The sequence below is a fragment of the Microvirga calopogonii genome (assembly GCF_003347665.1).
Classification (GTDB): domain Bacteria; phylum Pseudomonadota; class Alphaproteobacteria; order Rhizobiales; family Beijerinckiaceae; genus Microvirga; species Microvirga calopogonii.
On sequence record NZ_QDGA01000033.1, the window covers coordinates 28,371 to 52,675 of the forward strand.

The following is a 24,305-nucleotide window of genomic DNA, read 5'->3' on the forward strand; positions in this document are numbered from 1 at the left end:
ATCCGCCATAGAACAACAATGGGCGGCCACAAGGGCCGCCCATCGCTAGCCTGAACGCTAAAGTCTCTTAGCGGATGACCTGCACGATCTTCTGGCTGCTCGGCTCGACCAGAACCGGGGTGTTGTTGACCACCGTGTACTTATAGCCCTTCACCTTATACTCGGCCGGCACCTCATGATAAGTTACGCCGGACTCGGGCAGAACGGCACCCACACGCACCTCTTCCTTGTAGGTGTAGGACGGTACCTTCTGGGTCGTCATATAGGTGCGGAACTCCGGCTGCTGCTGATCGGCGATGCCCCCCAAAGCGCCTGCCATCAGCTCTGAAGCTCTGGTGGGATGTTCGCCATCTCGTCATGATCATGATCGATCGGCACGAGGAAGGTCACGAACACACCATCGCCGTCCTCCTCGTCTTCATCATCATCATCATCATCATCATCATCGTCGACGTCAAGTTCAGGGGCCTCGAACGCGGCAACCTCCTCTTGGGACGCGGGCCTGATGGTCAAGGGTGCCTGCCCGTCCTGCCCGTCCCACAAGGGTGCCCCGCCGCTGGTCATAACGGTCAAATCCTGCCCGAACTCGGCGCTCTCGAAGATGTTCCGCGCCTGGGTCTCGTCCGCATCGGTGATCGCAATGGGCTTGCCGCCAATTTCGAGGGTGAACATCGCTTCTCCTGTGCCAGTGAGATCGCCGTTTCAAGTTTCGGTTCGGTGGAGGCGAGTCACTCGGAAGGTGGTGCGGCCTCGCGGAACATCTCCTTGAGAGCGCTCATGAGCATCGGCTGAGCAGCCTGGCCCTCAGCCAGCGTGAGAAAGTCGTTGATCCCGAAGCGCTGTGTTTCATAAGCCGCCTGGCCTTCCGTGTGAGGGCTCGCGTGCATCCAGGTATGCTCGACGTAAAGGCCCGGCGCATCGGTATCGAGGACCAGGTGCCACCAATCGCCAGCGTTCTCCAGGGGGCGATCCGCGACGAAAGCCAACTCACGCTTGAACACAGGCATTGGCATCCTCCGGTTATCAGCCCCATGGCGGAGCGGGGAGAGTCGAGAACAGCAGGATGCAGAGGCGTTTGCAAGGCAGGAGAAGTACTGGCTCCTGCTCTTCGCAGGCCAAGAGTCGGCCGGATGACCATCGCATTCCGTTTATACGGCGCCAGAGCGGCCGGACATCTTCACCTAACCTGTGCCAGAACAACCTGCCCCTTCATCGGTTCCCGTGCATGCACCGCAAGCGAGGAGGGAGATCATGTGGCAGACTGCAAACGCCACTGTTCTGCTGTGGCTGCGCGACGCGCACGCCATGGAGAGCCAATCGGTGCAGATGCTCACCAGCCAGCTGCCGTCGCTCGCGGGATTCCCGGATTTTCATCAGAGCATCAAGGCACATGCGGAGCTTTCTCGCGAGCAGCGGGAGCGGCTGGGCTCCCGCATCGCCGGGCTGGGCCAGTCCGCATCCCTGTTCCGCGATGGCCTCGGCATGACGTTAGGATTGACGGCTCCGGTGATGATTGCGGCGCTGCCAGACAACGTCGCCCGCAGTGCGGTTGCGAACTACGCCTTCGAGCATCTGGAAATCGGCACCTACCGTGCCTTGATCGGTTTGGCCGAAGAGGCTGGGGACCACGAGACCCGGAAGCTTGCCGAGTCCATTCTGGCGCAGGAGCTGGAGATGGCGGCCTGGCTGGAGGAACATCTGGCCGCGATTGCCGCCGCAGTCCTGCCTAGCGCCGCGGCCTTGCACGGTGCCGGGCAACTGCCCTCGGGCGGCATGCTGCCGCCGCTGGGCCTGTAGGGGGCTCGATCCGGAAGGCAGCGGCCTTCCGATCGGACTTTGTTTCGTCCTTGGGGGTTGATCTTTGCGGGAGCATCGCAGGAGAGCTTATAGAGGCGTCCGTGCCCACTCGGGGCCAGCGCAAGATCTGTGCGTGATTGAGCGTTTAGGTAGAACGGATTGGGAACCTCTCAGGCGTGACTTGAAGCCTGATCCTCAATGGCAGGGGACATCACATCGACGCACATCGGCTAATCCGTTGATCCTCCTTCCTAATCCTTTCTGCGGCGACTTGCTAAGCTGTTGCGCGACAATCAGAGACCCCGAGCCAGCGACAATCAGGCATGCAAGCAATGATTGCAGTGGGGGCTTGCAGCCGTGATCTGCGTCAAGCCCGATAGCCACCGAAGGTGGTGGCCGAAGGCCAGGCTTTACGCGGATTTCGGCGGCGAGCATTTTCGATGAGCGATGCACGCCAACGTAGAAAATAGCTCAATGCGCTTGGCACGTCTGATTGTCGCAAAGCAGCGGGTTTTGATTGTCGCGCAACACTAAGCAGAGCCACTCGCTCCAGCAGATTCGCCGGGCAGCTGCATCCTTCCTGTCGACGTGCCCACAGCGCTATATGGCTACTCAGGACCTGAACCAAGTCGTATTCGGCCGTTCGTTAGCTCGATATGCCTGCTTGAGAGTACATGTTCCTGCTACGTACTCCCGTAGCGCTCAATCGGGAGCAGATCTTGCACTGATCCCTAACAGGCGTGCGAAACTTGCCGTGAAACACATTTCATTTGAGATGCTGGGCCAGGTGCTTGTTCATTTCAAACATGCTGACCTTGTTCTTGCCGCCGAACACCGCCTGAAGCTTCTCATCGGCCATGATCTCGCGCTTGTTCTGCGGGTTCTGGAGCTTGTGCTTCTTGATGTACTCCCAGACTTTGCTCACCACATCGGGGCGAGGCAAAGGGTCTGAACCGACAATGGCAGCCAATTCCGGCGACGGCTGCAATGGTTTGAGGAAACCGGTAGTTGGCTCCTGAGCCGCACTCCCAGTTGCTTTCACCCGCTCGTCCGGTTTCCCGGGTTTTGATTTCGGCATGTGATCCTCCACCTTGAGCCGCATCAGGGACGATGTCACATGGAAACTGCGGCCTCAGGGTGTTGCAGCGCGGCCTGCATCAGCCGATCCGGGCCGAGATCGTGCAGGCTTTCCATCTGCAACATCTCGGCGAGTTGGTTACGAGCCCGGTTCACCCGGCTCTTGAGCGTACCCACCGCCACCCCACAGAGCGCCGCAGCGTTCTCGTAAGTCTCGCCTTGCTCGGCCACCAGGAGGAGAGCCTTGCGCTGCCCCAGTGGCAGACGTATCAGCGCCTCCTGAAGGTCTTGCAGCATCAGCTTGGATTCCTGCTCGGCTTGCACGACCAACCGTCTGGCGAAGCTACCCTCTGGGTCTTCGATCTCCCACCTGCGCTTACGATGCTCGGAGTAGAAGCTGTTGCGCAGGATGGTGAACAGCCATGCCTCCAGGTTGGTACCGGGCTGGAAATGATCCAAGTTCGTCCAGGCGCGAAGGACGGTACTCTGCACAAGATCATCACTCCGGACCGGATCGCGGGTCAGATGAAGCGCAAAGGCTCGCAGGTGCGGCAAAACGGTAGGCAGATGGTCCCGTACATACTGCGAGCGGCGGCCTGAACGGACCTTCTCAACCAAAGTGAGGTGCTGCGCATGCGAGAGCGGATGGATGTGACGGAGCCGTGCCCGCTTGCGCCGTGCCGACCGGCTGCGATCTGTCTCTTTGAGAGCGGGCTGGCTGTGTTGGCGAGCGGTTTGGGTCATGACCTCGCTCCACCTTGGCTGCGGCTTCACCATACATCTTTAAGGCTCAGCTATCCAGACAAAGCGCGGCATGGCATTGATCATCACGCCCCAAGCGATGAGGTCCTGCCCCTCCGGTCAGGGCGTCTCTCAGAGGAACATTGGCGGTGCCCTGGCGTTTCTTCAGTATCTCGCCGGAAAAGGAGCGCCCAATCATCGATTGCCCTGCACAACGACATAGCCATCGCCGCGTGTATCGACGGAGATGGGTCGAAAGGAACCCTGGTTTGCTTTGAATGGCACTAGGGTTTTCTCGCGGGTGGACGTAGACACGTTGAAGCGATCCGATAGACCCACCCCTAGTGAGCAAGTCTGCGACACCCAAGCTTCACAACAGAATGTAGCGGAACAAAGCGGGGTATGATTGCAGCGCCGCTCGATACTTCAGGCTCCAAACGGCACACTGTGTCTTGCCCAGTCGTATAGCCAAGCTTTGATCTCATTGACTGGCGCTCTATGTCTGAGCCTTCCTGTTGGCCTCCTATGATCCGTCTGATCGAATGTGCATCCTCATCGTTGAACCGGACCCGCACGTTCGTGCCATGGCAGCCGACGTGCTTGAGCAAGAGGGCTTTGAAGTCATCGAGGCGTCGTCCGCCGACTATGCCGCCACCATCCTCCAAAGCCGCAACGATGTCCGTATCCTGTTTACGGAAGCCGCGACACCCGGCGACCTCAACGGCTTTGATCTGACCCGGATCGCGCAGACACAGAAGCCGCAGATCGTTGTGATTGTGGCCGTAGGCGCATTGCCATCTGGTTTCTCCGGAGCCGCTCCGGAGGCTCGGTTCGTCCGCAAGCCCTACCGTATGGCAGACGTGATACCGTTGATCCGCGAACTGACGCGAGATCAATCTGACCCCGGATGAACGCCTGTCGAGGCACTCCCGTCACCGGGGATGCCCCGTCGCCGAACATCCGGGTCAGGCAACAGAGCGTAGCGTACGCGGTTGCTGCTCGCCGGTGGCAGCAGGCGTTTAAGGTTTCACGGTGCTGTCCGCGCGAGCGGGATCACATTTGATGCCGTGCGCCGACCCACTGTAGTGACCTCACGGATCGCAGTCAGCAAAGCATCAGGCTGGTAGGGCTTGGTCAGCAGCGTAAAGCCCTCCTCAGTCGCCCGGTTCGCGGCATCGCTGTACCCGGTGGCGAGCAACACCGGCAGCGTAGGCCACTTCGCTTGAATGCGGTGAGCCAAGTCCAGACCATCCAGGTCACCGGGCATTACCATATCGGAGAACACAAGATCGAAGGTCGGATCGGCGTGGAGCCGCGCCAGCGCCTCATCCCCGGTGCTCGCATGAGTGATCGCATGCCCGTGCTCCGCGAGAAGTGCGACGGCGACATCCGCTACCTGCGGGTTGTCCTCAACGAGCAGGATGCGCAGCGGACGGCTCTCGGCGACAGGCATATCGACATTCTCGTCTAGCTTCTTTGCCGGGGCGTTTGCCTTGGGCAGGTACAGGGTCACTGTGGTGCCTCGGCCCACCTCGCTGCGGATGTCAACTGTTCCGCCTGACTGCTGGGTAAACCCATAGACCTGGGCCAGCCCGAGCCCGGTGCCTTTGCCGACCTCTTTGGTCGTGAAGAACGGCTCGAACACCTGGGGCAGGGCCTCCTCAGAGATACCGACGCCGGTATCCGTCAGGCTGATCGCCACCGCCTCTCGCATCTGGCCGTGGCGCAGAACAATGTTCTCTGTCTTCACGCGGAAGGTGCCAGCTTTCGGCATCGCGTCACGGGCGTTCACCGCGAGATTGATCAAAGCAATCTGAAGCTGGGTCGGGTCCACCTCGACCGGCCAGACCCTCTCGGCCAGATCGAATTCAAGCCGGATGTCACCCCGCAGTGATTGGGTCAGCATGTCGTCCATTCCGGCGATCATGCCATTCAGGTCTACCGGCTCCGGGACCAGGGTCTGGCGACGGCTGAAGGCCAGGAGCCTACCGGTTAACCTGCGGGCCTGCTCGACCGCGTGCAAGGCATTGTCGATCAACCTGGGGCGACGCTCTTCTTTGGCGCGCTTGAGCATGTCGAGGTTGCCCATGACGACAGTCAGAAGATTGTTGAAGTCATGCGCGATGCCCGAGGCCAGTTGGGCGATGGCCGCCAGCTTTTGCGACTGGTGGGTTTCAGCGCGGGCTTTCTCAAGCTCCTCCTGAGCCTGCTTCCGCTCGGTGATGTCGCGGGTCACCTTGGCAAAGCCAATCAAATCGCCCTGCTCATCCTGGATGGCATCAACGATGACGTGGGCGAAGAACCGAGTACCATCCTTGCGGACGCGCCAGCCCTCCTTCTCGAATCGGCCCTCACGGGCGGCGGTCTCCAGGGCCAGCGCGGGCAACCCGGCCTCACGATCCTCCGAGGTGTAGAAGGTCGAGAAATGCTGACCGACGATCTCGTGCTCCTGATAGCCCTTCAGGCGCTGTGCGCCCGAGTTCCAGTTGACCACCCGGCCCTCGGGATCGAGCATGTAGATCGCATAGTCGGTCACGCCCTGCACCAGCAGCCGGAAGCGCTCCTCACTACGCCTGAGCGCCTCCTGAGCCGCTTCGCGATCCGAGATGTCACGGGTGACCTTGGCAAAGCCGATCAGGTGGCCCTGGTCATCGCGGATCGGGTCGATGACCACATGCGCCCACATCCGGCTGCCGTCCTTGCGGATGCGCCAACCCTCCTGCTCGAACTTGCCTTCGCGGAGCGCCGTCTCCAGCGCCCGCTTGGGCAGGTCAGTCTGCCGATCCTCGTCGGTGTAGAAGCGGGAGAAGTGCTGGCCGATGATTTCCTCTTCGGTGTAGCCCTTGAACCGCCGTGCGCCGGGATTCCAACTCGCCACGACGCCGTGCGGGTCGAGCATGTAGATGGCGTAATCGGTGACACCTTGGACCAGCAGGCGGAACCGCTCCTCGCTTTGCCGCAGCGCCTCCTGGGCGGCTCGGCGCTCAGTCATATCACGGGTGATCTTGGCGAAGCCGATCAGGTGACCGTGCTCGTCCCGGACCGGGTCAATCACCACATTGGCGAAGAACAGGCTCCCATCCTTGCGCACCCGCCAGCCGTCCGTCTCGAAGCGGCCCTCGCGGGCGGCGGTCTCCAGAGCCTTGGCGGGCATACCCGCCTGCCGGTCGGCCAGGGTGTAGAAGGTCGAGAAATGGTGGCCGAGTATCTCGGAGGCGGTGTAGCCCTTTAGGCGCTGCGCCCCAGCATTCCAAGTCGTCACGCAGCCCTGCTCATCGAGCATGTAGATGGCATAGTCGGTGATGGACTCGATCAGGAGCCGAAAGCGCTTATCCCCGTCCGGTTGCTCCGGATGAGCCCGTACTAGGTCCATTCTGAAATTCCCCAACCAGCCCTGGCCTGCGCCCTTATTTCTGATTTCGGCGGCAAGCTAACCTCACCTAACGCGGCTTGGCCGTAATGGTTCCCCATGTGTCGGTCGGGGCCGTTAGTAGCCGCCTGGATCGTGATTGATAAAAGCGGCCCGTCCTCTTGGACCCGACCAGTGAAATCGAATTCGGACCTGACGATGTAACCAAGGCGCTGGCGGGGTATATTGGCCGGTTAACACGGGTGATCGTCAAGCTTGCCTGTTCAGGCTAGATTCAAGCCGGTTGGGTGAAGGCTTGTCAGATGACCCAGCAGGCTCATGGCAAAGCGCGTGCCCTCGTCTTGGAGGATGAGGCCCTGATCGCGCTCGATCTCCAGGACGAGTTGCAGGACGCAGGCTATGAGGTGGCTGGCCCTTTCACCACCTGTGCCGCTGCCTTGGAATGGCTCCGGACCGAGACGCCCGACATAGCCATTCTGGACGCGGCTCTGAAGGATGGTCCCTGTCGAGAGATTGCGCTGGAATTGAGCCGCCGTGAGGTCCCGTTCCTGATCTATTCCGGCCATCACGAGGATCGCCAACTTCTGGCTGAGTTTGATCATCTGACCTGGATTGAGAAGCCGGTTCCGCCCTCGGTGCTGGTCCAAGCCTGTCAGAAGCTTGTGGCGGGGCATCCCTAAACTCTTCTGGGGAAGAGGCTGGGTTGGCCTGAACTCTCGCTCGTGTCGCCCGTTCTCATCACCGTGGTGGCGTGAGTAGCCTCGGTGTCGAACGATCAAACGTCTGTCCCATGGAACGAGAGCGACCGATTGGCTGCCCTGCGCAGTTACCGGGTTCTCGACACGCCACCCGAGCCCGAGTTCGATGCTCTGGTGCAGCTTGCCGCCCGTATCTGTCAGGCTCCCATTGCTCTCATCAGCCTCATTGACGACCGCAGGCAATGGTTTAAGGCCGAGGTGGGGCTTGGCGTGCGCGAAACGCCGCTCGACCGCTCGATCTGCCTCAGCGCCATCTTGGGGTCAGGGCTGACCGTGGCCCAAAATCTGACCGAAGACCTGCGCTTCAGCACCAATCCGCTGGTGACCGGTGAGCCGCACCTACGCTTCTATGCTGGGGCGGTGCTGAGGACGCCTGATGGCTTACCCTTGGGGGTGCTCTGCGTTCTGGATCGGGTCTCGCGTGACCTGACGCCGGATCAGGCGTTCACCCTCGAAACTCTGGCGCAGCAGGTCATGTCGCACCTGGAACTGCGCCGCGCGGTTGCTGAACGGGATGATCTGCTGGAGGTCAGCCGTAGGGCTGAGCAGCGGCAGGCGCTGCTGGTGCGTGAGCTTCATCACCGGGTGAAGAACACGCTCGCCACTGTCCAAGCCCTGGTTGGAGCCACGGGTCGGTCGAGCGGGAGTTTCGACGAGTTCTACTGCTCCTTCTCAAACCGCATCATCTCCCTGGCGAAAACCCACAATTTGCTGACCGAGGATTACTGGCAGAAAGCACCGTTGCGGGAGATCGCTCTCAGTGAGTTGAAGCCGTTCGTCGAGAGCCGACAGCCCCGCTTCATGCTCATCGGACCACACGTCGAGATATCGGCTGATCTGGCGGTGCCGGTCGGCATGGCGCTGCACGAACTGACCACCAATGCTGTGCGGTATGGGGCGCTTTCCGTTCCTGGAGGATATATTCAGATCAGGTGGAACGTGGTTGAGACTGATGGGGGTAGGAGGGTTCTCCTAGAATGGAGAGAGTTTGGTGGTCCGCCTGTGAATGAGCCCCAGCATCAAGGCTTTGGCTCGACACTTCTCCAACGGGTTCTGCCGATGCAGTGTAATGCCAATGTGGAGGTTCAGTACGACACTAAGGGATTGCAATTTAGAATGGATGCACCCTTGGTTGAGCAACGGCTTGTACCAGCGTATTAGCTTGCGTACTTAGAACAGAAACGCTCAAGCCCTTTCACCCATACCTTGAACCCGGCAGAACATGAGCCTGCAAATGGCTTGACCCTCTGGAGGTCCGCCACCTTCTCACGCCGGTCTGGCGGGCGGCGTTCCATGAAGTCGCCAAACCTCAACGGCTGCCAATGCTGTGACCAGCAACCCGATAACAATATGCGTCCTGTCATGGCGGTCTTCCTTCCATGCCTCGTATCCGCATCCAACAACGATCCTCGTGTAGCACCTAAACCCTGACGATCTGAAGTTGGAGTAAGGTTCAGTCCATTACCTGAAGGCTCCTCGTGTCACGCCCGCATCCCGTTGTTTGCATTCAGGGCCTCACCCTCGTGCTCCAAGTGCAAGTAGTTGGGGTTAAACAGCGCAGCCTCTTGCAAGGCATTCAGGTCGAGTATGGAGAGATGCTTGCCCTTGAGTTCGAGAAGACGATCCCGCCGCAGGTCCTGGAGCGTGCGGTTTACGTGAACGGTGCTCAGGCCGAGGGTGTCGCCCAACTCGCTTTGCGTGACGGGCAGGATGCAGGAGTTGCCGTTGGTCAGGCCCACGGCCCGCAGCCGGAAGAACAACTCGCACAGAAGGTGGGCCATGCGCTCGTAGGCACTGCGCTGGCCGACGTTGACCACCCATTCCCGCAGGGTCGCTTCATCCACCAGGGTGGACCACCACAGCGCCTGGGTGATGCGTGGATGCTGCGCTATCAGGTCGAGGATGGTATCGTGGGGAATCTGGGCGACGGTAGCAGGCGATAGCGTAGCGATGGAATGATCCATCTGACGCAGGATGAACACGTTGATGTCACACATGTCTCCTGGCACGAAGTAGGCCATAATCTGCCGTCGCCCATCCTCCAACTGCTTGTAGCGGCAGGCATAGCCTTCCAGCAGCAGGTTGACCGCCTCCGGGCGGTCTCCTTCCGAGATGATGTCCTCCCGCGAGCCATAGACTCGGACCTGACGGGCGGCTTGGTCTAGGGCCAGTTTGTCGTCATCGGAGAGCTTGGTGAAGTTCTCCAGCTTGCGGATGACCGGGTTCAGCATGGCGGCATCCTCCGCGCTGTTGATTATACCACAGGAAGGGCTACGGTTTCGCATCCGGATGAGCCTTCCAGGGAACAGTAACTCTCCGCTGGTTCGAGCGCGACGCGCTCAGCAACTCCTGTGAATGGCGGATACTCTCACGAGCGGCCCTGACCTGCTCGTCAAGAGCGGCAGCCAAGCACCGGGTCCGGTCAGCAAGTGCCTGGGCTGTTCGAGCCGGGTGCGGCAGCTTCCGCCGAGCCGTGTGCCCTCTGGTGCTGTCGAGGACCTCCGCAAAGGGAAGCGTCTGGATCACGTGCCCGAGGTCGTCTGTGATCTCAAATGTGTTCCGGGTTGGGTCTTCCCGTTTCCGAAGCAGGTCAGGCCACATCTCCAGGGCCGTCTGGAATGCCTCCAGGTAGGCGGTCTCTACGTCAGGAAGCTCAAGCCCGATCTCGTCAGGCTTGAGACCCTGCGCTGTCCTGAGATGAAAATAGAAGCGGGGCATGACGCGGCTTCCGTTGCACATGGAACATTCGCAGAGTGCGCTCCCGATCAACACCCAGTGCGGCCCGAAGTTGCCCTTGACGCTCCGAGCGGCGCGAGGCCGCTCTGGTGCGCTGCGAGACAGTCGAGTGTTCGTAATGCCACGCTGGGTGTAAAATGCTCCTAAGAACAAAAACGAGGGAGGCTTACCATGTCACGCATCCTGGCAAACGAAACAGCGGCCCTGTCGCAATCTGATCGCGGCGCTCTGAACGCGGAGATACAACGGGTGTTAGCCGTGCTGTCCGAAGTCGAAGCCTTCTACGAGAACGACCGAGAATGCCTCAAAGGCTGGTCTGGCCCTTACGCGATCAGAGTGCGCCTCGTCGAGCATCTTGAAGCGCGCCACGCCGAAGAACGGGGGCCTCTCGTCCAGCGCCTCGCCGATCTGCATCAGCAGATCACCCTGGCGTCGATGTTCGAGAGCCTGCCTGGGTTGCAGCACTAAGGTTCCGAGGCTGGCAATAGCTCTGGGGGAGATCGTCTGGCGGTTATTGCCTACGTTGCTTGTCACGATGGGGAGCATAGCCCCGGTTCGTTCGGCCATAATCCGGGACGTCTCCGTCTCGTCCGCGCCGTTGCCCATGGATCATCCAGGCCAAGGCATAGCCGATAGCTCCTGCCATGAAGAGCGAGAGGAGCGGATTTCCCGCCGAATAGCGGGTCACAAGGCTTTGCCCCTCACGGACATATCGCTCGGCCTGCGGATAGCGTTCGCCCGCTTGCCGCACGTAGCGCTCGCCTTGGCTGTACACAGGCCCTACGGCTTCGGCGGCACTTCCGGCGACATCGTTGAGCGCTTCCCGCACCTGATCCAGAACATGCTCGTTTGAGCCCTGCTCCGGTTGGCTCTGCTGCTCTTCCGCCGTTGGGGCACCAGCTTGCTGATCAGGACGATCAGGCTCAGGGCCTTTGGTGATGGTCACCGAGACCGGATCACTCGTTGGGAAGGTCTCCTCGATGGCATGGTCGAGCCGTGCATCGAGGTTTTCCTGCGAGTTCTCAGGCAGTTTGTTGTCTGGGGGACACTCCGCAGACTGACGCTCCTCTTGGTCGGGAGTGGATTGGCTGCTGACACCAGATGCGTTCACCATACGAGCCCTCCGGGACGCTCAGAGCAGGCTGTTGGCAACCTGCACGAATTGTAACGCCAAGCCTGCGAGCACCGTTCCCGGATGGGCTTACCCCATGCAAGGAGCTTGGCTGACGAGCTTAGTCTGCCCACTCTTCGCTCTTGCCAAGTTTCCAGACCTTGTGGCAGCAAACCTTATGCTGTTGGTTTTGAGGACCCACACGGAGCAGAGTGCTGCATCAGAAAGTATACCGTTTGCCGACAGCCGAGGGGGCAATTACCGGTTCGCCAAACGCCTGCGTTAGGGCCATGATCGCCCGCCATCCGGTGCAATGGGCGGCAGCTATGGTCTTGAGGTCGAACGCTCTCATACCCTCAACTGTTTCGGGGATGATCTTCTCGTTCCTGCCCGAGAGATGGAACCCGCCGATGACCGCATGGAGCGGCACATCGGGAAAAGAGTCCTGAGCATGCTTGAGGACATTGACCACCCCGGCATGCGAGCAGGCCGTGAATACGATGAGACCCTTGTCCTTCACGTTGGCCGCAACCCAGCGCTCGTCCATGAGCAGGGGATCAGGCTCCCACCCGCCATCATCTGTCTGGCGGTACTGACCAGGAAAGCCATGCTCAAAGGGCGTCACGCGCGGAATTTCCCCACTGACATAGAACATTTCCCCCGAGAGGCTCTGAGGTTCGGTCGTGTTGATCACCTTCGCTCCGTGCGCGGTTAGAGCCTCAACGCTGGGGATGTCTTCCATAAGCCGCATGCTGCCATCCGGCTGCTTCATGGCGCGGGTCGCGTACATGCCAGGGTGTGCATAGAAGGGAACCTCCCGTTCACCATTGCGCTCCCGGATGAGATCGAGAGCCCGCAGCATTCCGCCTGCATGATCCCAGTGCCCGTGGGAGAGAACGATCCCTTCGACGATGCCGAGGTCGATCCCAAGGCGTGAGACGTTGCGCTCGAAAGTCTCCTCCTCTGGCCCCGTATCGAAGAGGACCGTGTGCGTGCTCGTCCCGCGAGAAGCCGTGATGAGGCACGACAGACCATGGGCGGCACAGCAGATGCACCGGCCTGAAAGCTTGCGCATCCCATGCCGCCATAAATAGCTCCACTCGTTCTCGACATGACTTGGGACCGTGGACAGGCTGTCGGTCACGTTGTCTACCAGGACGTGGACCTCGACCCGATCAACCGAGATAGCAGTAGCCATGGGGCACCTCTCATTCCTGACGCATCCGCCGTTAGTGGCATTACGACAAGGGTGGCCCGACGAGTTCGATCCCAAACTGCCGACAGGCTCGGTTGAGAGCCTCGGCCTGCTCGGGCGTCGGACGAAACGTCATCAGCCGATCTCTCCGTGCGTCTTCATGCTCGGAGGCGATCAGGCGGACGCGAAGGCTGGCAGCACGAGCCGCCCGAGTGGCCGCACGACATGACTGTCCAGGTTGTCATGAGAGTGGGCGACCTGTGCGGACAGCCTCATTCCCCAGATATGGAGCACCTGCCTTGCCGAAACATTGCCGCCCCGGTTCGGTTGGTAGATATTTCTTGTGTTTCAAGTGAACGAACGGATCGGAGGGTCCCTACGGTCGAGGTGACGTGGCAGCCGATCCGTGTCGAAACCGGCAAATCCGAAGAGGATGGACGGCTAGTGCTGGTGGACGGCAAACTGATCGCGGTGCTGGTCCGCCTGTCGGACGAGTACCCGCAGTCCGAGCTTCACGGGCAATGGTTCGTGGAAGCAGGATTCGGCCCAATCTTCCAAAAGCACGAGGTGTTTTCGACGCTTGAGGACGCCGTAGCGTGGATACGGCAAACCGTCGAGTTCAGGACACGCTGGCGAGCCGACGCCGAGCAGGCAACGCTCGGAAGTCGCCGTCCGCGATGACCACTGGTGAGCATTCCTTTGCCTTTGAAGAAGAAGAGCCTTATTTTTTCACCCCCATCATAAACTAATCATGGGAGCCGATAAGCTAATCGTAGGAGTCTAGCAGCATCCTGATAATACAGTTCAGCTTACGCGAAGCGTGACTGTCGCGGATTTGGATCGCGACAACTCGACGAGTTTGGTCGGAACGCCACCATCTTGTAGAATAGGTAATCCTGCCGCACGGGATGCGTTCGGCAGACGGTGTCATGAGTGGGAAAGGACCATGAGCGACGCGTTAAACGAGCCTAACTTCCGGACGACGGGCACGCAGATGAGGCTGGCCGAGGCGATCTACCGAGGCATGTTCGAGGGAGCGCCTCACCCTTACCTCATCCTCTCGCCAACTCTGAGGATCGCTGGGGTCAACGAAGCCTACATGTCGGCGACCCTGCGCAGGCGCGACGCGTTGGTCGGCTTCGACATGTTCGATGCCTTCCCCGACAACCCACTTGATGACGAAGCCACGGGGGTCCGCAATCTCAGCGCCTCGTTCGAGCGCGCGCTCACATCCATCCAACGTGATGTCATGCCGCTCCAGCGCTACGACATCAAAGGCCCAGATGGGGTGTGGGAGGTCCGCTATTGGAGCCCGGTCAACTGGACGATTGCCGATGATGCCGGTTCGGTAATCGCTGTTGTCCATCATGTGATCGACGTAACAGAGCAAATCCTTGAGCCCAAGCCTGAGCCGCTTCGAGAAAGCCTTCTCTTCCGGGCTGAGCGTGCCTGTCTGGAGGCACGGAAGCTTGTCAAGGAAGCCCAAACGGACCTACGACTTGTTCGCGATTCCACACGATCACTGACCCGAGGCTCTCAGGACTGATGCAGGGTCAGGGACTGCCGATTACCGCTTGCTGGCATGCATGGCGTCCCGCTCGGCGTATTCAATCTGCTCGACCAAGGGTCTGAAACGTTCCGAGACATCCTCCTGCATCATGCCATTGTAGGCTTGCCCGGAGGGCCTGCCCTAAGGCAGCAAGCCAGACCGCCGGGATGCCGGTCAGGGTATGCTGAAGCTCAACACGCCCGAGCCGACGCTCCGCCGTGTCCATGAGGATACGCTCCAGGCTGGTGTAAGAGGACACATTTCATGTTGTCCCGATGCTCGTCCGGTTGGGCGATGAACTCTCAGAGATCGGGCCAGTTTCAGCTATGCGGTTGAAGAGCGGTGACTTTCAGCGGGAACCCTTGGTGGTTGAGCCCATTGAAGAGGCATCAGGACCCGCATTTTCTCCCCGCATTCCCTTGTGCATTGGGTCCACACCTTTCCAGAGCAGTGTTCTGGAACCCGGCCTCGTCGAGCGCCGGGTTTTCTTTTGCGCTCGACGCGGTTTTGTCGTCCGCCAACGGTACTGAGCGCGAATGGATGAAAAGAGGCACTGGAGTGCAGGCTAGTCTCCACTCCTACGGCTCATTGCAACAGGCGGGACCATCTGATCAAGGAACGCTGCCTATAGACAAGAGCGCCACCTGTGCTAACCGCCGATCACCGCACCTCAGGTGGGAAGGTCCTGTTCTTCCGGTTCTGCAAAGCTGCCATCGGCTTGGGCCTCCGGTTCCGTTTCTGCCGTGCTGATCCGCTCGCGCAGGACCCCATCCTTATCGACGCGCTCGCCCTTATCCTCGCGAAGCTCGCGCTTGGCGCGGCGAAGCTGTTTGCCGACCTTATCGAGAGCGGCGTTGAAGGCGAGATAGATGTCCTTGTCTTTGGCCTCGGCGTTCTTCATCGGCAGACCGCCCATCTGCATGTTTACGCTACAGCGGTAGGTGATCCCTTCCTTGCTGAAGTGAGCCGATGCTGTGTTCAGCCGTCCGAAATATTTGCTGGCCACCCGCAGAATGCTCTCACGGGCGTGGTCGGGTAATCCATCACCCAGGTGGACATTCGAGCTTTGGATCGTGATCGCTTTATCGACGCTCTCTAGCTTCATGGCACCCTCCCTGTCCGGTTTCTAGGTGAGTGGTCGCGAGACGTGCCGTTCTCAAGTTCGTGCGGAACTTCTTCTGTCTATGTAGTTTGCTTCCGGCAGACCTCCAGGAGGCGATCATGAGTTGGGGTCACGTCCAGGCCAACTGGAAGCAGTTCCAGCGTCATGTGAAGCTCCACTGGAACCGGCTGACGGACGAGGACATCGCCCGCATCAAAGGCCATCGCGAGACCCTTATCGCGTGCCCGCAAGAGCGCTATGGCTATGCTCATGATCGGGCGCAGCAGGAGGTCCGAGAGTGGGAGCATCATCTTTAGGCTGAGCACAGGAGGGTGATATGACTGACACAACCGTAACCAAGGTGAGCAGCGCCCACTCACCAACCGGTGACCAGGGCGAGGTCTACCTCGCGTCAGGCAAACGGATGTCCATGCGGCTGTGGCGGGATGAGCCCCCAACTGAGGACAAGCCCAGCCATAAACATGAATATGAGATGGTCGGCTACGTGATCTCCGGACGGGCGGAACTGGTGATCGAGGGGCAGACCGTGCGGCTGGAACCGGGCGACTCGTGGGTGGTACCCGCAGGAGCCGAGCATACCGACCGCATTCTGGAGGCTTTCACCGCTGTCGAAGCGACCTCTCCTCCTGCTCAGGTACATGGCCGCGAAAAGTCCTAGCCTCACTGTGCCAACCGCCACGGTTAGCCGAACACAACCCCTTTCAGGTTCTTAAGAGCCCTGTCGCACTGCTCAATGTGTTCACTGGCCCGCCGCCGCATCTCAACGGTACTCTGGCAGGGTTCATCGACCTCTTGCTTGCAAAATGCGCAGATCATCTGACTGACCCTTCAACGAGAGCGAATATGTCGGGCCAACAAAGATGTGGGAGCAGGGTTCCCCATATGTTGATGGCCGTTGGCCGTCATTGGGCTTCAGCGATTGCTCAGTTTCCCGCCCGGCTGGCGCGGCGGAAGAACGAATTGCTGCGGGTGCTTGAGCGGCCGGAGATCCCGCTGCACACCAATGCATCCGAGAACGACCTGCGTGCCTGCGTGATCAAGCGCAAGATCTCTGGTGGCACGATGAGCGCCGATGGTCGCCTGGCCCGGGATGTGATGCTGGGGCTGTCGAAGACCTGCCGCAAGCTCGGGCTGTCGTTCTTCACCTATCTCGGGGATCGGCTCGGCCTGAACACGGATCAGCCGAAGATCTCGCCGCTGGCCGATCTCATCCACTCAGCCTGAGGCTTGGCCCCCGAAACTGCCCCGATTACATGTTGCCAGAGCACCGAAGGTCCAAGCGGCAACGAAGGGTGATGGATCAAGTCGCCTTCTTATGGCGAGGATCATACCTCACAAGCTCGCCTGTCATCTTCTTTCCCTCGTCGATCAACCTCTTAGCCTTGTCGCGCAGCTTGTTCTTTTTCGCATTGCTGCGATGCTTCTCACTGCCTTTGCCCATTGTTAATCTCCCGGATCTTGATGTCTCGTTGTAACGGCGCCTCGCAGACACGGTTCCAACCTCTCGCCCGCTGTTCAGATGCCGAGCTCTGACACGAAGCTGCCGTTTGCAAGTTTCGTTCTGCGTTTGAGATTGGCATCGCTGGACACGTGCCCTGATGTGCGGACAAGGTCGGGGTGCGTCTCGTAAACGGCACGCAACTGGGCCTCAGGCGGTGCGGATCGTGTCATCGAGCAGAATGGCCATCTTTCGCGCAAGCCGGCGGATGACCGTGTCGCCGACGTTAAGTTGGAGGGCGCGGGCCTCGCGGGCGAGCACCTCTTCCTTCAGGCGACAAGAACGCTGAGTTCCGCATTGGTCGGCGGGCGGCGCCATTGGCGTGCCCACATCTCCTTCAGCCATTCGGTATCCGCAGCGGTGATCCGGATGACCGGCAATGACGTGCCGGTCTCCTCACCTGGGAGAAGGGCGGCATAGGCGGCAAACAGCAACCCGCCGAGGGCGAGAAAATGCAGCAGCCCTCCCTTCAAAGCTGTAGTGCTGGCAACGGCCACGACCGATGCAGCCTACGTGTTTTTCAATGCGGCCGTGGTGGCCCGGCACCGGATCCGGGCGGCGAATTGGAGCGGCATCTGGTACCTGCTCTCTGCCTTTGCGGTGATCAGCTCCACGGAGCAGGCAGTCTACGTCGCCTTCGCAGCCCCCGGCTCCTGGATCGGTGCCTTCGCCTCGGTTACCTGGCTGGCGCGGATCCCGCCGGTGAAAGCCTGATGGGATGAGCCATCCGGGAGGCAAACCGCTATCCCCAGGTGTGAGCTATGGCTGATATCCTGGAGAGCATAAGGAATTGTGGGGCTCTCAGTCATGGGTTTGTTTCAAGAGCCACCCTTGCAACACGTTGACGCTGGCATCGAATGGGACTGCACTCCAGCGCTTCATACCTGCCCCAGGAAACCTCATGCTCTCCTGAGAGGAGCCTCGACCGCAGAGACCTCGCGCCCTCTGTCGGTATAAGAGCAAGGGCAGGAGACTTTCGATGGCCCTGACGGGCGTCTACGGCGGGAGGGGAGGGCAGGTCAAAGGTGAAGAGCGGACCTTGTTAAGGCCGCGCTTAACGGCCGAGGTTGACCGACGCGGACCTTCCCAGACCTTGGTTCTGTCCTGCGATTGCAGACACGTGGACCCTTTTGCGTGCAATGATCATCAGCGACGCACCGGCTTGTCAGTCATCCAGGATGATACTGGCCGTTGCAATACGAGAGCCACCTTGGGGCGCAGGCTGTCGCCGCAGTCCAGCCCGTTGTGGACGCAACGCCCCGTTGTTCGGGCGCCGTGGAGCCGCTGTCTGCGCTATGCCACGGCTGCCTATCCCGTCCCATTGATTGGCTGTGGCCGCTACGTGTCGACTCGGTCAGAGCCAATCATGACCGGTGCGGCGAATTCGATGACACAAGTCACGCCAGAACCTTGCAGGTGCCGACGCAATGAACCGCCGAGCTGACCCTCCACCAGCCGCTTCAGCAATCGGGAGCCGAAGCTCTCGAGCGCGGCGCCTCTCACCATTGGTCCATCGGATTCGCGCCACTCCAGCACCAGATGCTGAGCATCCCGGCTCCAGCTCACCTCTAACCGGCCCGTCGGGATAGAGAGCGCGCCGTATTTGAGCGCGTTCGTCGCGAGTTCGTTGAGAGCAAGGCCGAGAGCCAGCGCCTGCGGGCCTGGTAGTGTGACCACCGGGCCCGCTACGGTGAACCGTCCGGGGGCATCCACATTATAGGGTTCGAGTTCGGCCTCTACGAGCTCGCCCAACGTGATCTGGTCCTGGTGCGCCAGTTTCCGATCCAGCAGATCGTGTGCGCGAGCCAGGGCGGCGATCCGCGCGGAGAGCGCTCGCGCGTGTTCCGGCGGCAAGGTCAACCTCGCGAGTGCCTCCGTTGCGGTATAGGCGTTCTTCACCCGGTGCCGAAGCTCGTCACGCGCGAACTCCGCCTCCTCAAGGGCTCGCGACAGGGCCTTCACCAGGCGCACATTCTCCATCGCGGTCGCGGTCGCCCGGGTGAGGGTTTCCAGGATCTCGACCTCGTCGGATGTTGGCTCGTAGACTTGGCTCCAGTAAGCGCCGATCGCGCCGATCGGATCCTCGGACCGCACAGGCGCCATCACGAGGCTGCGCACGAAGGTTTCACGGTAGAGGTCCTGCGGGATCCGATCGTCACGGCGAATGTCGGCGATCACAACCGTCCGGCGATGGAGCATGGCCCAGCCGCTGATGCACGACGAAAGCGGAAAGTTGCGGCCTTTCCAGAGCGGGCCGACGGCGTCTTCCTCCACATAACGGCAGGCGTCGCCCTCTCGCAGGATGACCGCAATGCCATCGGATCCGATCAACCGGCGCGCCGTCGATCGGACCACCTCGACCACATCTTCGATCTCCCCCGCGCTCGCCAGACGCTCGATCGCATTCACTAGGTCTCCCGCGGGCGTGCGGCGGAAGCTGGTGCACTCGGAAGGTGGCGTAGGCTTCGGCATGGGTACTCTGGTGTATACACATCGATCCTGCCCCGGTCGTAGGGGTCAACCTGGGCAGTCCGAGAACTCAGAAATAAAGAAGTTGGTTCCGTGCGCCAATCAGCAGCGGCCCCGATCGGGTACTTCTGAACTCTTGGCGATGCCGCATGATCGATGGGGATCTGTCCCCGTCGATCTGATGGGAGATGCGGACGGTTACGAGATTATAGCCGGCCGGGGAACGGCCGACCCTACAGGTCGACGGCGGATCACTCCGCCGCATCCAGCTTCGATTTCCTGACGGCGGAAGCCAAGGCCTGCGCCAAGTCCTCCTCGGAATAAGGCTTCACCAGAAGAACAGCGCTTCTCAGGTCTGGCTCGGCCGATACGGCCTCGTCTCCGGTGGCGAAGACGAGGCCCAGGCCCGGCCGGATCCTCATGGCACGCCGTACCAGTTCGGCTCCCGAAAGATCGGGCAGCCCGACATCAGCAACCAGGATGTCGACGGAACTGGCTTCGAGCAGCTTCAGGGCCCATGCCGCATCCCCGGCCTCGAGTACCGCATGACCGAGTTCCGCCAGCATCTCGGCCGTGCTGCTCCGAATGAGGTCGTCGTCCTCGACCAGCAGCACCGTCCAATGTGCGATGTTCGCCACCTTCGTCGCTGTCGCCCCGGCCTGGGGAGAAGGCGCGGATGCGGCGCGGTTGCGCTGCTGCTGGTTGGCCAGAACATGACGGATCTTGCGGGCCAGGTCCTCCCGTGAATACGGCTTCGGCAGAAGCTCCACGCCGGGATCGAGGCGGCCGCCGTGCACGATGGCGTTCTCCGTGTAGCCTGAGGTGAACAGCACCGCCATGTGCGGCAGGCGCAGCCGCGCCTTGCGGGCGAGTTCAGGACTCCTCAGGGACCCTGGCATGACCACGTCGGTGAACAGGAGATCGATCTCCAGCCCGCTCTCGATGATGCTCAAGGCGCTCGTCGCGTCGCGAGCCTTGAGCACACGATAGCCGAGGTCCGCCAGGAGCGCGACCGCCGTCTCGCGGACCTCGTCGTCGTCCTCCACCACCAGGATGGTCTCGGTTCCGCCCCGCACGGGCGCGGCACGAAGGTCGGTCAGCACATCCTCCAGCTCATGCACACGCGGCAGGTAGATCTTCACCGTCGTGCCCTGGCCGACCTCGCTGTAGATCTTGATGTGGCCGCCGGACTGCCGGACGAAGCCATAGACCATCGACAGGCCCAGGCCGGTGCCCTTGCCCTCCGGCTTGGTGCTGAAGAAGGGCTCGAACACCCGTTCCAGCACGTCCGGTGGGATGCCGCTGCCGGTGTCGGTTACCGCCAGCATCACGTACTGGCCGGCCGCGACGTCATGCTGGCGGGCATAGCGATCGTCGAGCAGGGCATTACCGGCCTCGATGGTGAGGCGTCCCTGCCCATTCATCGCGTCACGGGCATTGATCGCCAGGTTCAGGATCGCATTCTCGATCTGGCCCGGATCGATCTGGGTGCTCCAGAGACCGCCGGAAATCACGGTTTCCACCTCGATCTCCTCGCCGAGCGCCCGGCGCAGCATGTCGTCCATGCCCTTGATGAAGCGGCCGACATTGACGACCTTCGGCTCCAGCGGCTGACGCCGCCCGAAGGCCAGGAGCTGGGACGCCAGCTTGGAGCCGCGCGTGACGCCTGCGAGCGCGTTCTGCACCCGCGCCTCGGCGCGCTCGTTCCCCGCGATGTCCTTCGTCAGGAGTTGCAGGTTGCCGCTGATCACCTGGAGCAGGTTGTTGAAGTCGTGGGCAACACCGCCCGTGAGCTGGCCCAGCGCCTCCATTTTCTGTGAGCTGCGCAGATGCTCCTCGAACTGCTTGCGCTCGGTGATGTCGCGGCCGGCGGCGTAGAACTGGTCGCCTTCCGGGACACAGTACCAACTGTACCAACGGTAGGAGCCGTCCTTGGCTCGCACGCGCATATCGAAGTCACGGACGATCTGGCCGGCTGTCAGCCGTTCGAACTGCGACTGTGTCGCGGCGAGATCGTCCGGATGCGCCAGGGCATCGAAGCGCTTGCCGACGAGTTCCGCCGGCTGGTAGCCGAGCGCCTCAGCCCAAGCCGGATTGACGCTGCGGTAAAAGCCATCGAGGCCACAAAGCAAAAATAGATCCTGGCTCATGCGCCAGACCAGGTCGCGCTCGTAGGTGCGTTCCTTGACCTGCTGCTCCAGCGTCTCGTTTAGCTGACGCAGGGCCTGCTCGGCACGCATCTGATGGGTAACATCGTGCCCCTCGGCGAAGATGCCTGAGACGGACCCGTCAGCCTCAATGATCGGTTGATAGACGAGGTTGAGGAACCGCTGCTCCAAGGGCCCGTCGGGCTCTCGCTGAATGTTGACCGGTTCTACAGCAAAGAGAGGCCGGACAGAGGGATCGTCGCCACTAAGCCGGGGAACGTGTTCGTCGAGGGGCACCTTTACTCGTCCGTGGAAGTCGATGGATCGAAGAACCCAGCGCTCGAATTGCACTATTCCAAGGTGGAGAGTCTAACCGATCCGATTATCGAAAAGATGGTGCTCTCAGCGCGCTCGCGCCGGGTCCCGAGCCTGAGCCCAACCGAACTTGAGATTTGGAACCACTTTTTCTTCTACCAGCAAAAGCGGGTTCCGGACTTCTTCGGGGAGATCGAGGACATCAAGAATTTCCCAGCTCGGATAGAAGAGGTTCTCGCATCGCTGGAGTCCGAGATCGGCCGGCCCATTCCCGCCCACCTCCGTCAGCAGGTCACGGATGAGGACGCGGTGGAACGCATAAAGAAGGATGCAATCGTCGGATCGCTGTTTGATCCCGCAACGATGGTGATGGAGGTGCTTCAGGCGAGGGGCCTTGTCATAGCGGTCCCGCGGCGTGAGGCCAAGTCATTCGTGCTGGGTAGCAACCCCATGGCAAGAATGGGAACCCGGAACGGGTCATCTCTCGGGAATCCTGAGGTCGAGTTGTGGCTCCCGATCGCACGGGACGTGGCGATAACGCCGTATGGGAGGCCCGGCGAGGTGCAGATCATCGTCTTGGAAGACTTTCAGGTCCGCAAGGTCAACCAAGGCATCTTCAGCCGGAGCACAATGCTGGCCTCTGGATCAAGGGACCTAATCGAGTCTCTGCGGGCTCCTCGATAACTTGGCTCCAAAGCGCATCAGTCTGTGCGGCTTATTGCGGAGGCCACGACCGGCCGCGCCATCGAGCTTGTGGATCGTACAGGCATTGGACTTGGCATATACTTGCGGCGGTGAGTCCTGCCTAGGTGGTTTGGGATGGAAGATGCGAAGGTCCGAATCCTCACGCTAGCAGGGGAAATGGCGGGCGATGAGCGGCGCGCCTTAACCTGGTTCGAGCAGCAGCCAATTCCGGGCTGGGCTGGAAAGACAGCCTATGACCTCGTCCAAGAGGGCAAGGCGGATAAGGTCCTGGCCTATCTGGAGGCGGTAAAATCCGGGGTTTATGCATGAGCCAAAGCACACCGCCGGAAACACTGACACTGTTGAAAATCCTGTCCTTGGGCAATCAGGACGTGGCGGCCGGCAGGACTAAGCCTGTGGCTGATGTCATAGCCCGCCTCCGGGCCAAGCGAACTGGAGCGATTGTTCCCGCGGACCGAAGCACGAAGAGATGATGAGCCGGGATGGTCAGAAGCCGATCGTTAGGCTCAATTTCCGGCTATTCGGATTTTGGTGTGGAGGTGTGGCTAGAAGTTTTGACGCGAAGGTCATTTTTCCGCCAACAGTGCCTGACCGAGGGCTGGCAACGGCATCACCTCAATGTCATCCTTTAGAGGAAAAGACCCGTTTCCTGGATAGACAACGATGCGGCGTTCGGGTTTGAGATCCTCACAGGCGTGATAGAAACCCTTCTCTACCTTTGGCGCCAGACTACGTTTGATCTCAATGGCCCACGGGCGACGACCAGGCAAGGTGATGAGTAGGTCAATTTCCGCGCCTGCGGATGTTCGGTAGAAGTTTGCCTGCGTGTCGGAAGGGGCGGCGGCGATCAGAGTTTCGATGACAAAGCCCTCCCAACTGGCTCCGGCCACAGGGTGACCCAGCACATCATCCTGCGTTGCAAGTCCAAGCAGGGTATGAGTGATGCCGCTGTCGCGGACATAGATGCGCGGGGATTTGACGAGGCGTTTGCCCACATTGGCGTGCCAGGGTTCCAGTCGCCGCACGAGCAGCAGGTCGACCAGCAGGTCGAGGTAGGACGCCACGGTCTTTCCGTCCACGCCAAGTGCACGTGCGAATTCGGCGGCATTGAGGAGTCCGGACTGATGATGTGCCAGCATGGTCCAGAAGCGACGCAAGGTCTCGGCCGGAATGCGAGGCCCCAGCAGGGGGATATCGCGTTCCAGGTAGGTTCGGATGAAATCCTGTCGCCACCGTTGGCTGATACGATCACTGGTGGCCAGATAGCTGTCCGGGAAGCCACCACGCAGCCACAATCGGTTCAAGTCTGAAGCCGGAACCTCCAATCCATCGATCGGGTGCATTTCGAGATAGGCGATCCGCCCGGCTAAGCTTTCGCCCGACTGCTTCAGGAGATCGAGTGACGCGGATCCGAGGAGCAGGAAGCGGCCCGTCCGCCGCCCCTTGCGGCGACCGCGGTCGATCAGACCGCGCAAGTTCTGAAACAGATCCGGTAGCCGCTGGACTTCGTCAAGAATGACAAGCTTGTCTTCATGGCCGGCGAGATAGAGTTCTGGTTCTGACAGCCTGGCGCGATCAGCATCGGATTCCAGGTCGAGATAGATCGACGGACGGTGCTCCCCGATGGTCAGAGCCAGTGTCGTTTTGCCGACCTGCCGCGGGCCCAGGAGGGCGACGGCAGGATAGCTGTCGAGCAATTCGTTCAGCTCGGCGG

25 protein-coding genes and 4 pseudogenes are annotated in these 24,305 nt (G+C 60.7%); 13 read left to right on the top strand and 16 right to left on the bottom strand.

Translation table 11 applies throughout. The features are described 5' to 3' along the window. Positions 1-67: 67 nt before the first annotated feature. From DDF70_RS20900 to DDF70_RS20910, 3 genes are read right to left on the bottom strand one after another with little or no spacing between them, the layout of a single operon-like run. Entirely contained in the window at positions 68-319 is a 252-nt protein-coding gene (locus DDF70_RS20900; RefSeq protein ID WP_245435586.1) for a DUF1236 domain-containing protein, read from the bottom strand. After that, positions 319-672 carry a hypothetical protein gene (locus DDF70_RS36770; protein ID WP_162820550.1) on the bottom strand — a complete coding sequence of 118 codons (354 nt, stop codon included), beginning with the start codon at positions 670-672 and terminating at the stop codon, positions 319-321. The genes DDF70_RS20900 and DDF70_RS36770 overlap by 1 nt, the downstream gene beginning before the upstream one ends. 56 nt (positions 673-728) lie before the next feature. Next, on the bottom strand, positions 729-1,007 hold the full coding sequence (locus DDF70_RS20910; RefSeq protein WP_114946766.1) for a hypothetical protein: 279 nt from the start codon (positions 1,005-1,007) through the stop codon (positions 729-731). A gap of 244 nt (positions 1,008-1,251) precedes the next feature. Between DDF70_RS20910 and DDF70_RS20915 the strand changes: the two genes are divergently transcribed. Next, the gene (locus tag DDF70_RS20915) at positions 1,252-1,797 is read left to right on the top strand and encodes a DUF892 family protein (protein ID WP_114946767.1); all 546 of its coding nucleotides are present in this window, start codon (positions 1,252-1,254) and stop codon (positions 1,795-1,797) included. A 766-nt stretch (positions 1,798-2,563) separates the two neighbouring features. Here DDF70_RS20915 and DDF70_RS20920 read toward each other — a convergent pair. After that, positions 2,564-2,875 (bottom strand): SWIB/MDM2 domain-containing protein, encoded by a 312-nt coding sequence (locus DDF70_RS20920; RefSeq protein WP_114946786.1) that lies wholly within the window; start codon positions 2,873-2,875, stop codon positions 2,564-2,566. 35 nt (positions 2,876-2,910) lie between these two features. Beyond that, positions 2,911-3,618, bottom strand: a complete 708-nt coding sequence (locus DDF70_RS20925; protein WP_114946787.1) for a sigma-70 family RNA polymerase sigma factor — start codon at positions 3,616-3,618, stop codon at positions 2,911-2,913. 512 nt (positions 3,619-4,130) lie between these two features. On the opposite strand from DDF70_RS20925, the gene DDF70_RS20930 reads away from it, so the two are divergent. Continuing rightward, on the top strand, positions 4,131-4,526 hold the full coding sequence (locus tag DDF70_RS20930) for a response regulator (RefSeq protein WP_245435587.1): 396 nt from the start codon (positions 4,131-4,133) through the stop codon (positions 4,524-4,526). Positions 4,527-4,642: 116 nt separating this feature from the next. Here DDF70_RS20930 and DDF70_RS20935 read toward each other — a convergent pair whose 3' ends face one another. Next, complete coding sequence (locus tag DDF70_RS20935; protein ID WP_162820551.1) at positions 4,643-6,988, bottom strand: PAS domain-containing hybrid sensor histidine kinase/response regulator; 2,346 nt, start codon at positions 6,986-6,988, stop codon at positions 4,643-4,645. A 299-nt stretch (positions 6,989-7,287) separates the two neighbouring features. On the opposite strand from DDF70_RS20935, the gene DDF70_RS20940 reads away from it, so the two are divergent. Together DDF70_RS20940 and DDF70_RS38170 are read left to right on the top strand one after the other, a co-directional pair. After that, complete coding sequence (locus DDF70_RS20940) at positions 7,288-7,665, top strand: response regulator (RefSeq protein WP_114946769.1); 378 nt, start codon at positions 7,288-7,290, stop codon at positions 7,663-7,665. Positions 7,666-7,794: 129 nt separating this feature from the next. Beyond that, positions 7,795-8,904: a sensor histidine kinase gene (locus DDF70_RS38170; protein WP_245435588.1), complete on the top strand. Its 1,110-nt coding sequence runs from the start codon at positions 7,795-7,797 to the stop codon at positions 8,902-8,904. Positions 8,905-9,224: 320 nt separating this feature from the next. On the opposite strand, the gene DDF70_RS20950 is transcribed toward DDF70_RS38170, so the two are convergent. Together DDF70_RS20950 and DDF70_RS20955 are read right to left on the bottom strand one after the other, a co-directional pair. Beyond that, positions 9,225-9,974, bottom strand: a complete 750-nt coding sequence (locus DDF70_RS20950; RefSeq protein WP_114946770.1) for a Crp/Fnr family transcriptional regulator — start codon at positions 9,972-9,974, stop codon at positions 9,225-9,227. Positions 9,975-10,014: 40 nt separating this feature from the next. Then, entirely contained in the window at positions 10,015-10,461 is a 447-nt protein-coding gene (locus DDF70_RS20955; protein WP_114946771.1) for a DUF6894 family protein, read from the bottom strand. A gap of 189 nt (positions 10,462-10,650) precedes the next feature. On the opposite strand from DDF70_RS20955, the gene DDF70_RS20960 reads away from it, so the two are divergent. Beyond that, positions 10,651-10,947, top strand: coding sequence for a hypothetical protein (locus tag DDF70_RS20960; RefSeq protein WP_114946772.1), 297 nt, complete (start codon positions 10,651-10,653; stop codon positions 10,945-10,947). A 463-nt stretch (positions 10,948-11,410) separates the two neighbouring features. Here the strand turns inward: DDF70_RS20960 and DDF70_RS38175 are convergent. After that, positions 11,411-11,593 (bottom strand): annotated as a pseudogene (locus DDF70_RS38175) (hypothetical protein); the annotation flags it as partial. 217 nt (positions 11,594-11,810) lie between these two features. Next, complete coding sequence (locus DDF70_RS20970) at positions 11,811-12,788, bottom strand: MBL fold metallo-hydrolase (protein ID WP_114946773.1); 978 nt, start codon at positions 12,786-12,788, stop codon at positions 11,811-11,813. A 384-nt stretch (positions 12,789-13,172) separates the two neighbouring features. On the opposite strand from DDF70_RS20970, the gene DDF70_RS20975 reads away from it, so the two are divergent. Together DDF70_RS20975 and DDF70_RS20980 are read left to right on the top strand one after the other, a co-directional pair. Then, positions 13,173-13,466, top strand: a complete 294-nt coding sequence (locus DDF70_RS20975) for a hypothetical protein (RefSeq protein WP_114946774.1) — start codon at positions 13,173-13,175, stop codon at positions 13,464-13,466. A 265-nt stretch (positions 13,467-13,731) separates the two neighbouring features. Continuing rightward, positions 13,732-14,331, top strand: a complete 600-nt coding sequence (locus DDF70_RS20980; protein ID WP_114946775.1) for a PAS domain-containing protein — start codon at positions 13,732-13,734, stop codon at positions 14,329-14,331. Positions 14,332-15,004: 673 nt separating this feature from the next. Here DDF70_RS20980 and hpf read toward each other — a convergent pair. Continuing rightward, positions 15,005-15,439 (bottom strand): ribosome hibernation-promoting factor, HPF/YfiA family, encoded by a 435-nt coding sequence (hpf, locus tag DDF70_RS20985; RefSeq protein WP_114946776.1) that lies wholly within the window; start codon positions 15,437-15,439, stop codon positions 15,005-15,007. 116 nt (positions 15,440-15,555) lie between these two features. On the opposite strand from hpf, the gene DDF70_RS20990 reads away from it, so the two are divergent. From DDF70_RS20990 to DDF70_RS21000, 3 genes and pseudogenes are all read left to right on the top strand, one after another. Next, positions 15,556-15,753: a CsbD family protein gene (locus DDF70_RS20990; RefSeq protein WP_114946777.1), complete on the top strand. Its 198-nt coding sequence runs from the start codon at positions 15,556-15,558 to the stop codon at positions 15,751-15,753. Positions 15,754-15,773: 20 nt separating this feature from the next. Further along, positions 15,774-16,115 (top strand): cupin domain-containing protein, encoded by a 342-nt coding sequence (locus DDF70_RS20995; RefSeq protein ID WP_114946778.1) that lies wholly within the window; start codon positions 15,774-15,776, stop codon positions 16,113-16,115. A 257-nt stretch (positions 16,116-16,372) separates the two neighbouring features. Then, positions 16,373-16,681, top strand: a pseudogene (locus DDF70_RS21000) (IS66 family transposase); the annotation flags it as partial. A gap of 76 nt (positions 16,682-16,757) precedes the next feature. Here the strand turns inward: DDF70_RS21000 and DDF70_RS36775 are convergent. Together DDF70_RS36775 and DDF70_RS21005 are read right to left on the bottom strand one after the other, a co-directional pair. Continuing rightward, on the bottom strand, positions 16,758-16,898 hold the full coding sequence (locus tag DDF70_RS36775) for a hypothetical protein (protein WP_162820552.1): 141 nt from the start codon (positions 16,896-16,898) through the stop codon (positions 16,758-16,760). A 326-nt stretch (positions 16,899-17,224) separates the two neighbouring features. Continuing rightward, positions 17,225-17,452, bottom strand: a complete 228-nt coding sequence (locus DDF70_RS21005; RefSeq protein ID WP_114946779.1) for a hypothetical protein — start codon at positions 17,450-17,452, stop codon at positions 17,225-17,227. Here DDF70_RS21005 and DDF70_RS21010 point away from each other — a divergent pair. Then, the gene (locus tag DDF70_RS21010; RefSeq protein ID WP_114946780.1) at positions 17,436-17,669 is read left to right on the top strand and encodes a hypothetical protein; all 234 of its coding nucleotides are present in this window, start codon (positions 17,436-17,438) and stop codon (positions 17,667-17,669) included. The genes DDF70_RS21005 and DDF70_RS21010 overlap by 17 nt on opposite strands. A gap of 624 nt (positions 17,670-18,293) precedes the next feature. Here the strand turns inward: DDF70_RS21010 and DDF70_RS21015 are convergent. Both DDF70_RS21015 and DDF70_RS21020 read right to left on the bottom strand, forming a co-directional pair. Continuing rightward, complete coding sequence (locus DDF70_RS21015) at positions 18,294-19,427, bottom strand: sensor histidine kinase (protein WP_114946781.1); 1,134 nt, start codon at positions 19,425-19,427, stop codon at positions 18,294-18,296. A gap of 248 nt (positions 19,428-19,675) precedes the next feature. After that, positions 19,676-21,742 (bottom strand): annotated as a pseudogene (locus DDF70_RS21020) (response regulator); the annotation flags it as partial. On the opposite strand from DDF70_RS21020, the gene DDF70_RS21025 reads away from it, so the two are divergent. Then, positions 21,731-22,570, top strand: coding sequence for a DUF4238 domain-containing protein (locus DDF70_RS21025; protein WP_114946782.1), 840 nt, complete (start codon positions 21,731-21,733; stop codon positions 22,568-22,570). The pseudogene DDF70_RS21020 and the gene DDF70_RS21025 sit on opposite strands and share 12 nt — an antisense overlap. 150 nt (positions 22,571-22,720) lie before the next feature. Next, positions 22,721-22,900 (top strand): annotated as a pseudogene (locus DDF70_RS21030) (antitoxin Xre/MbcA/ParS toxin-binding domain-containing protein); the annotation flags it as partial. A gap of 257 nt (positions 22,901-23,157) precedes the next feature. Here the strand turns inward: DDF70_RS21030 and DDF70_RS21035 are convergent. Next, positions 23,158-24,297, bottom strand: coding sequence for an ATP-binding protein (locus tag DDF70_RS21035; protein WP_114946790.1), 1,140 nt, complete (start codon positions 24,295-24,297; stop codon positions 23,158-23,160). Positions 24,298-24,305 lie beyond the last annotated feature (8 nt).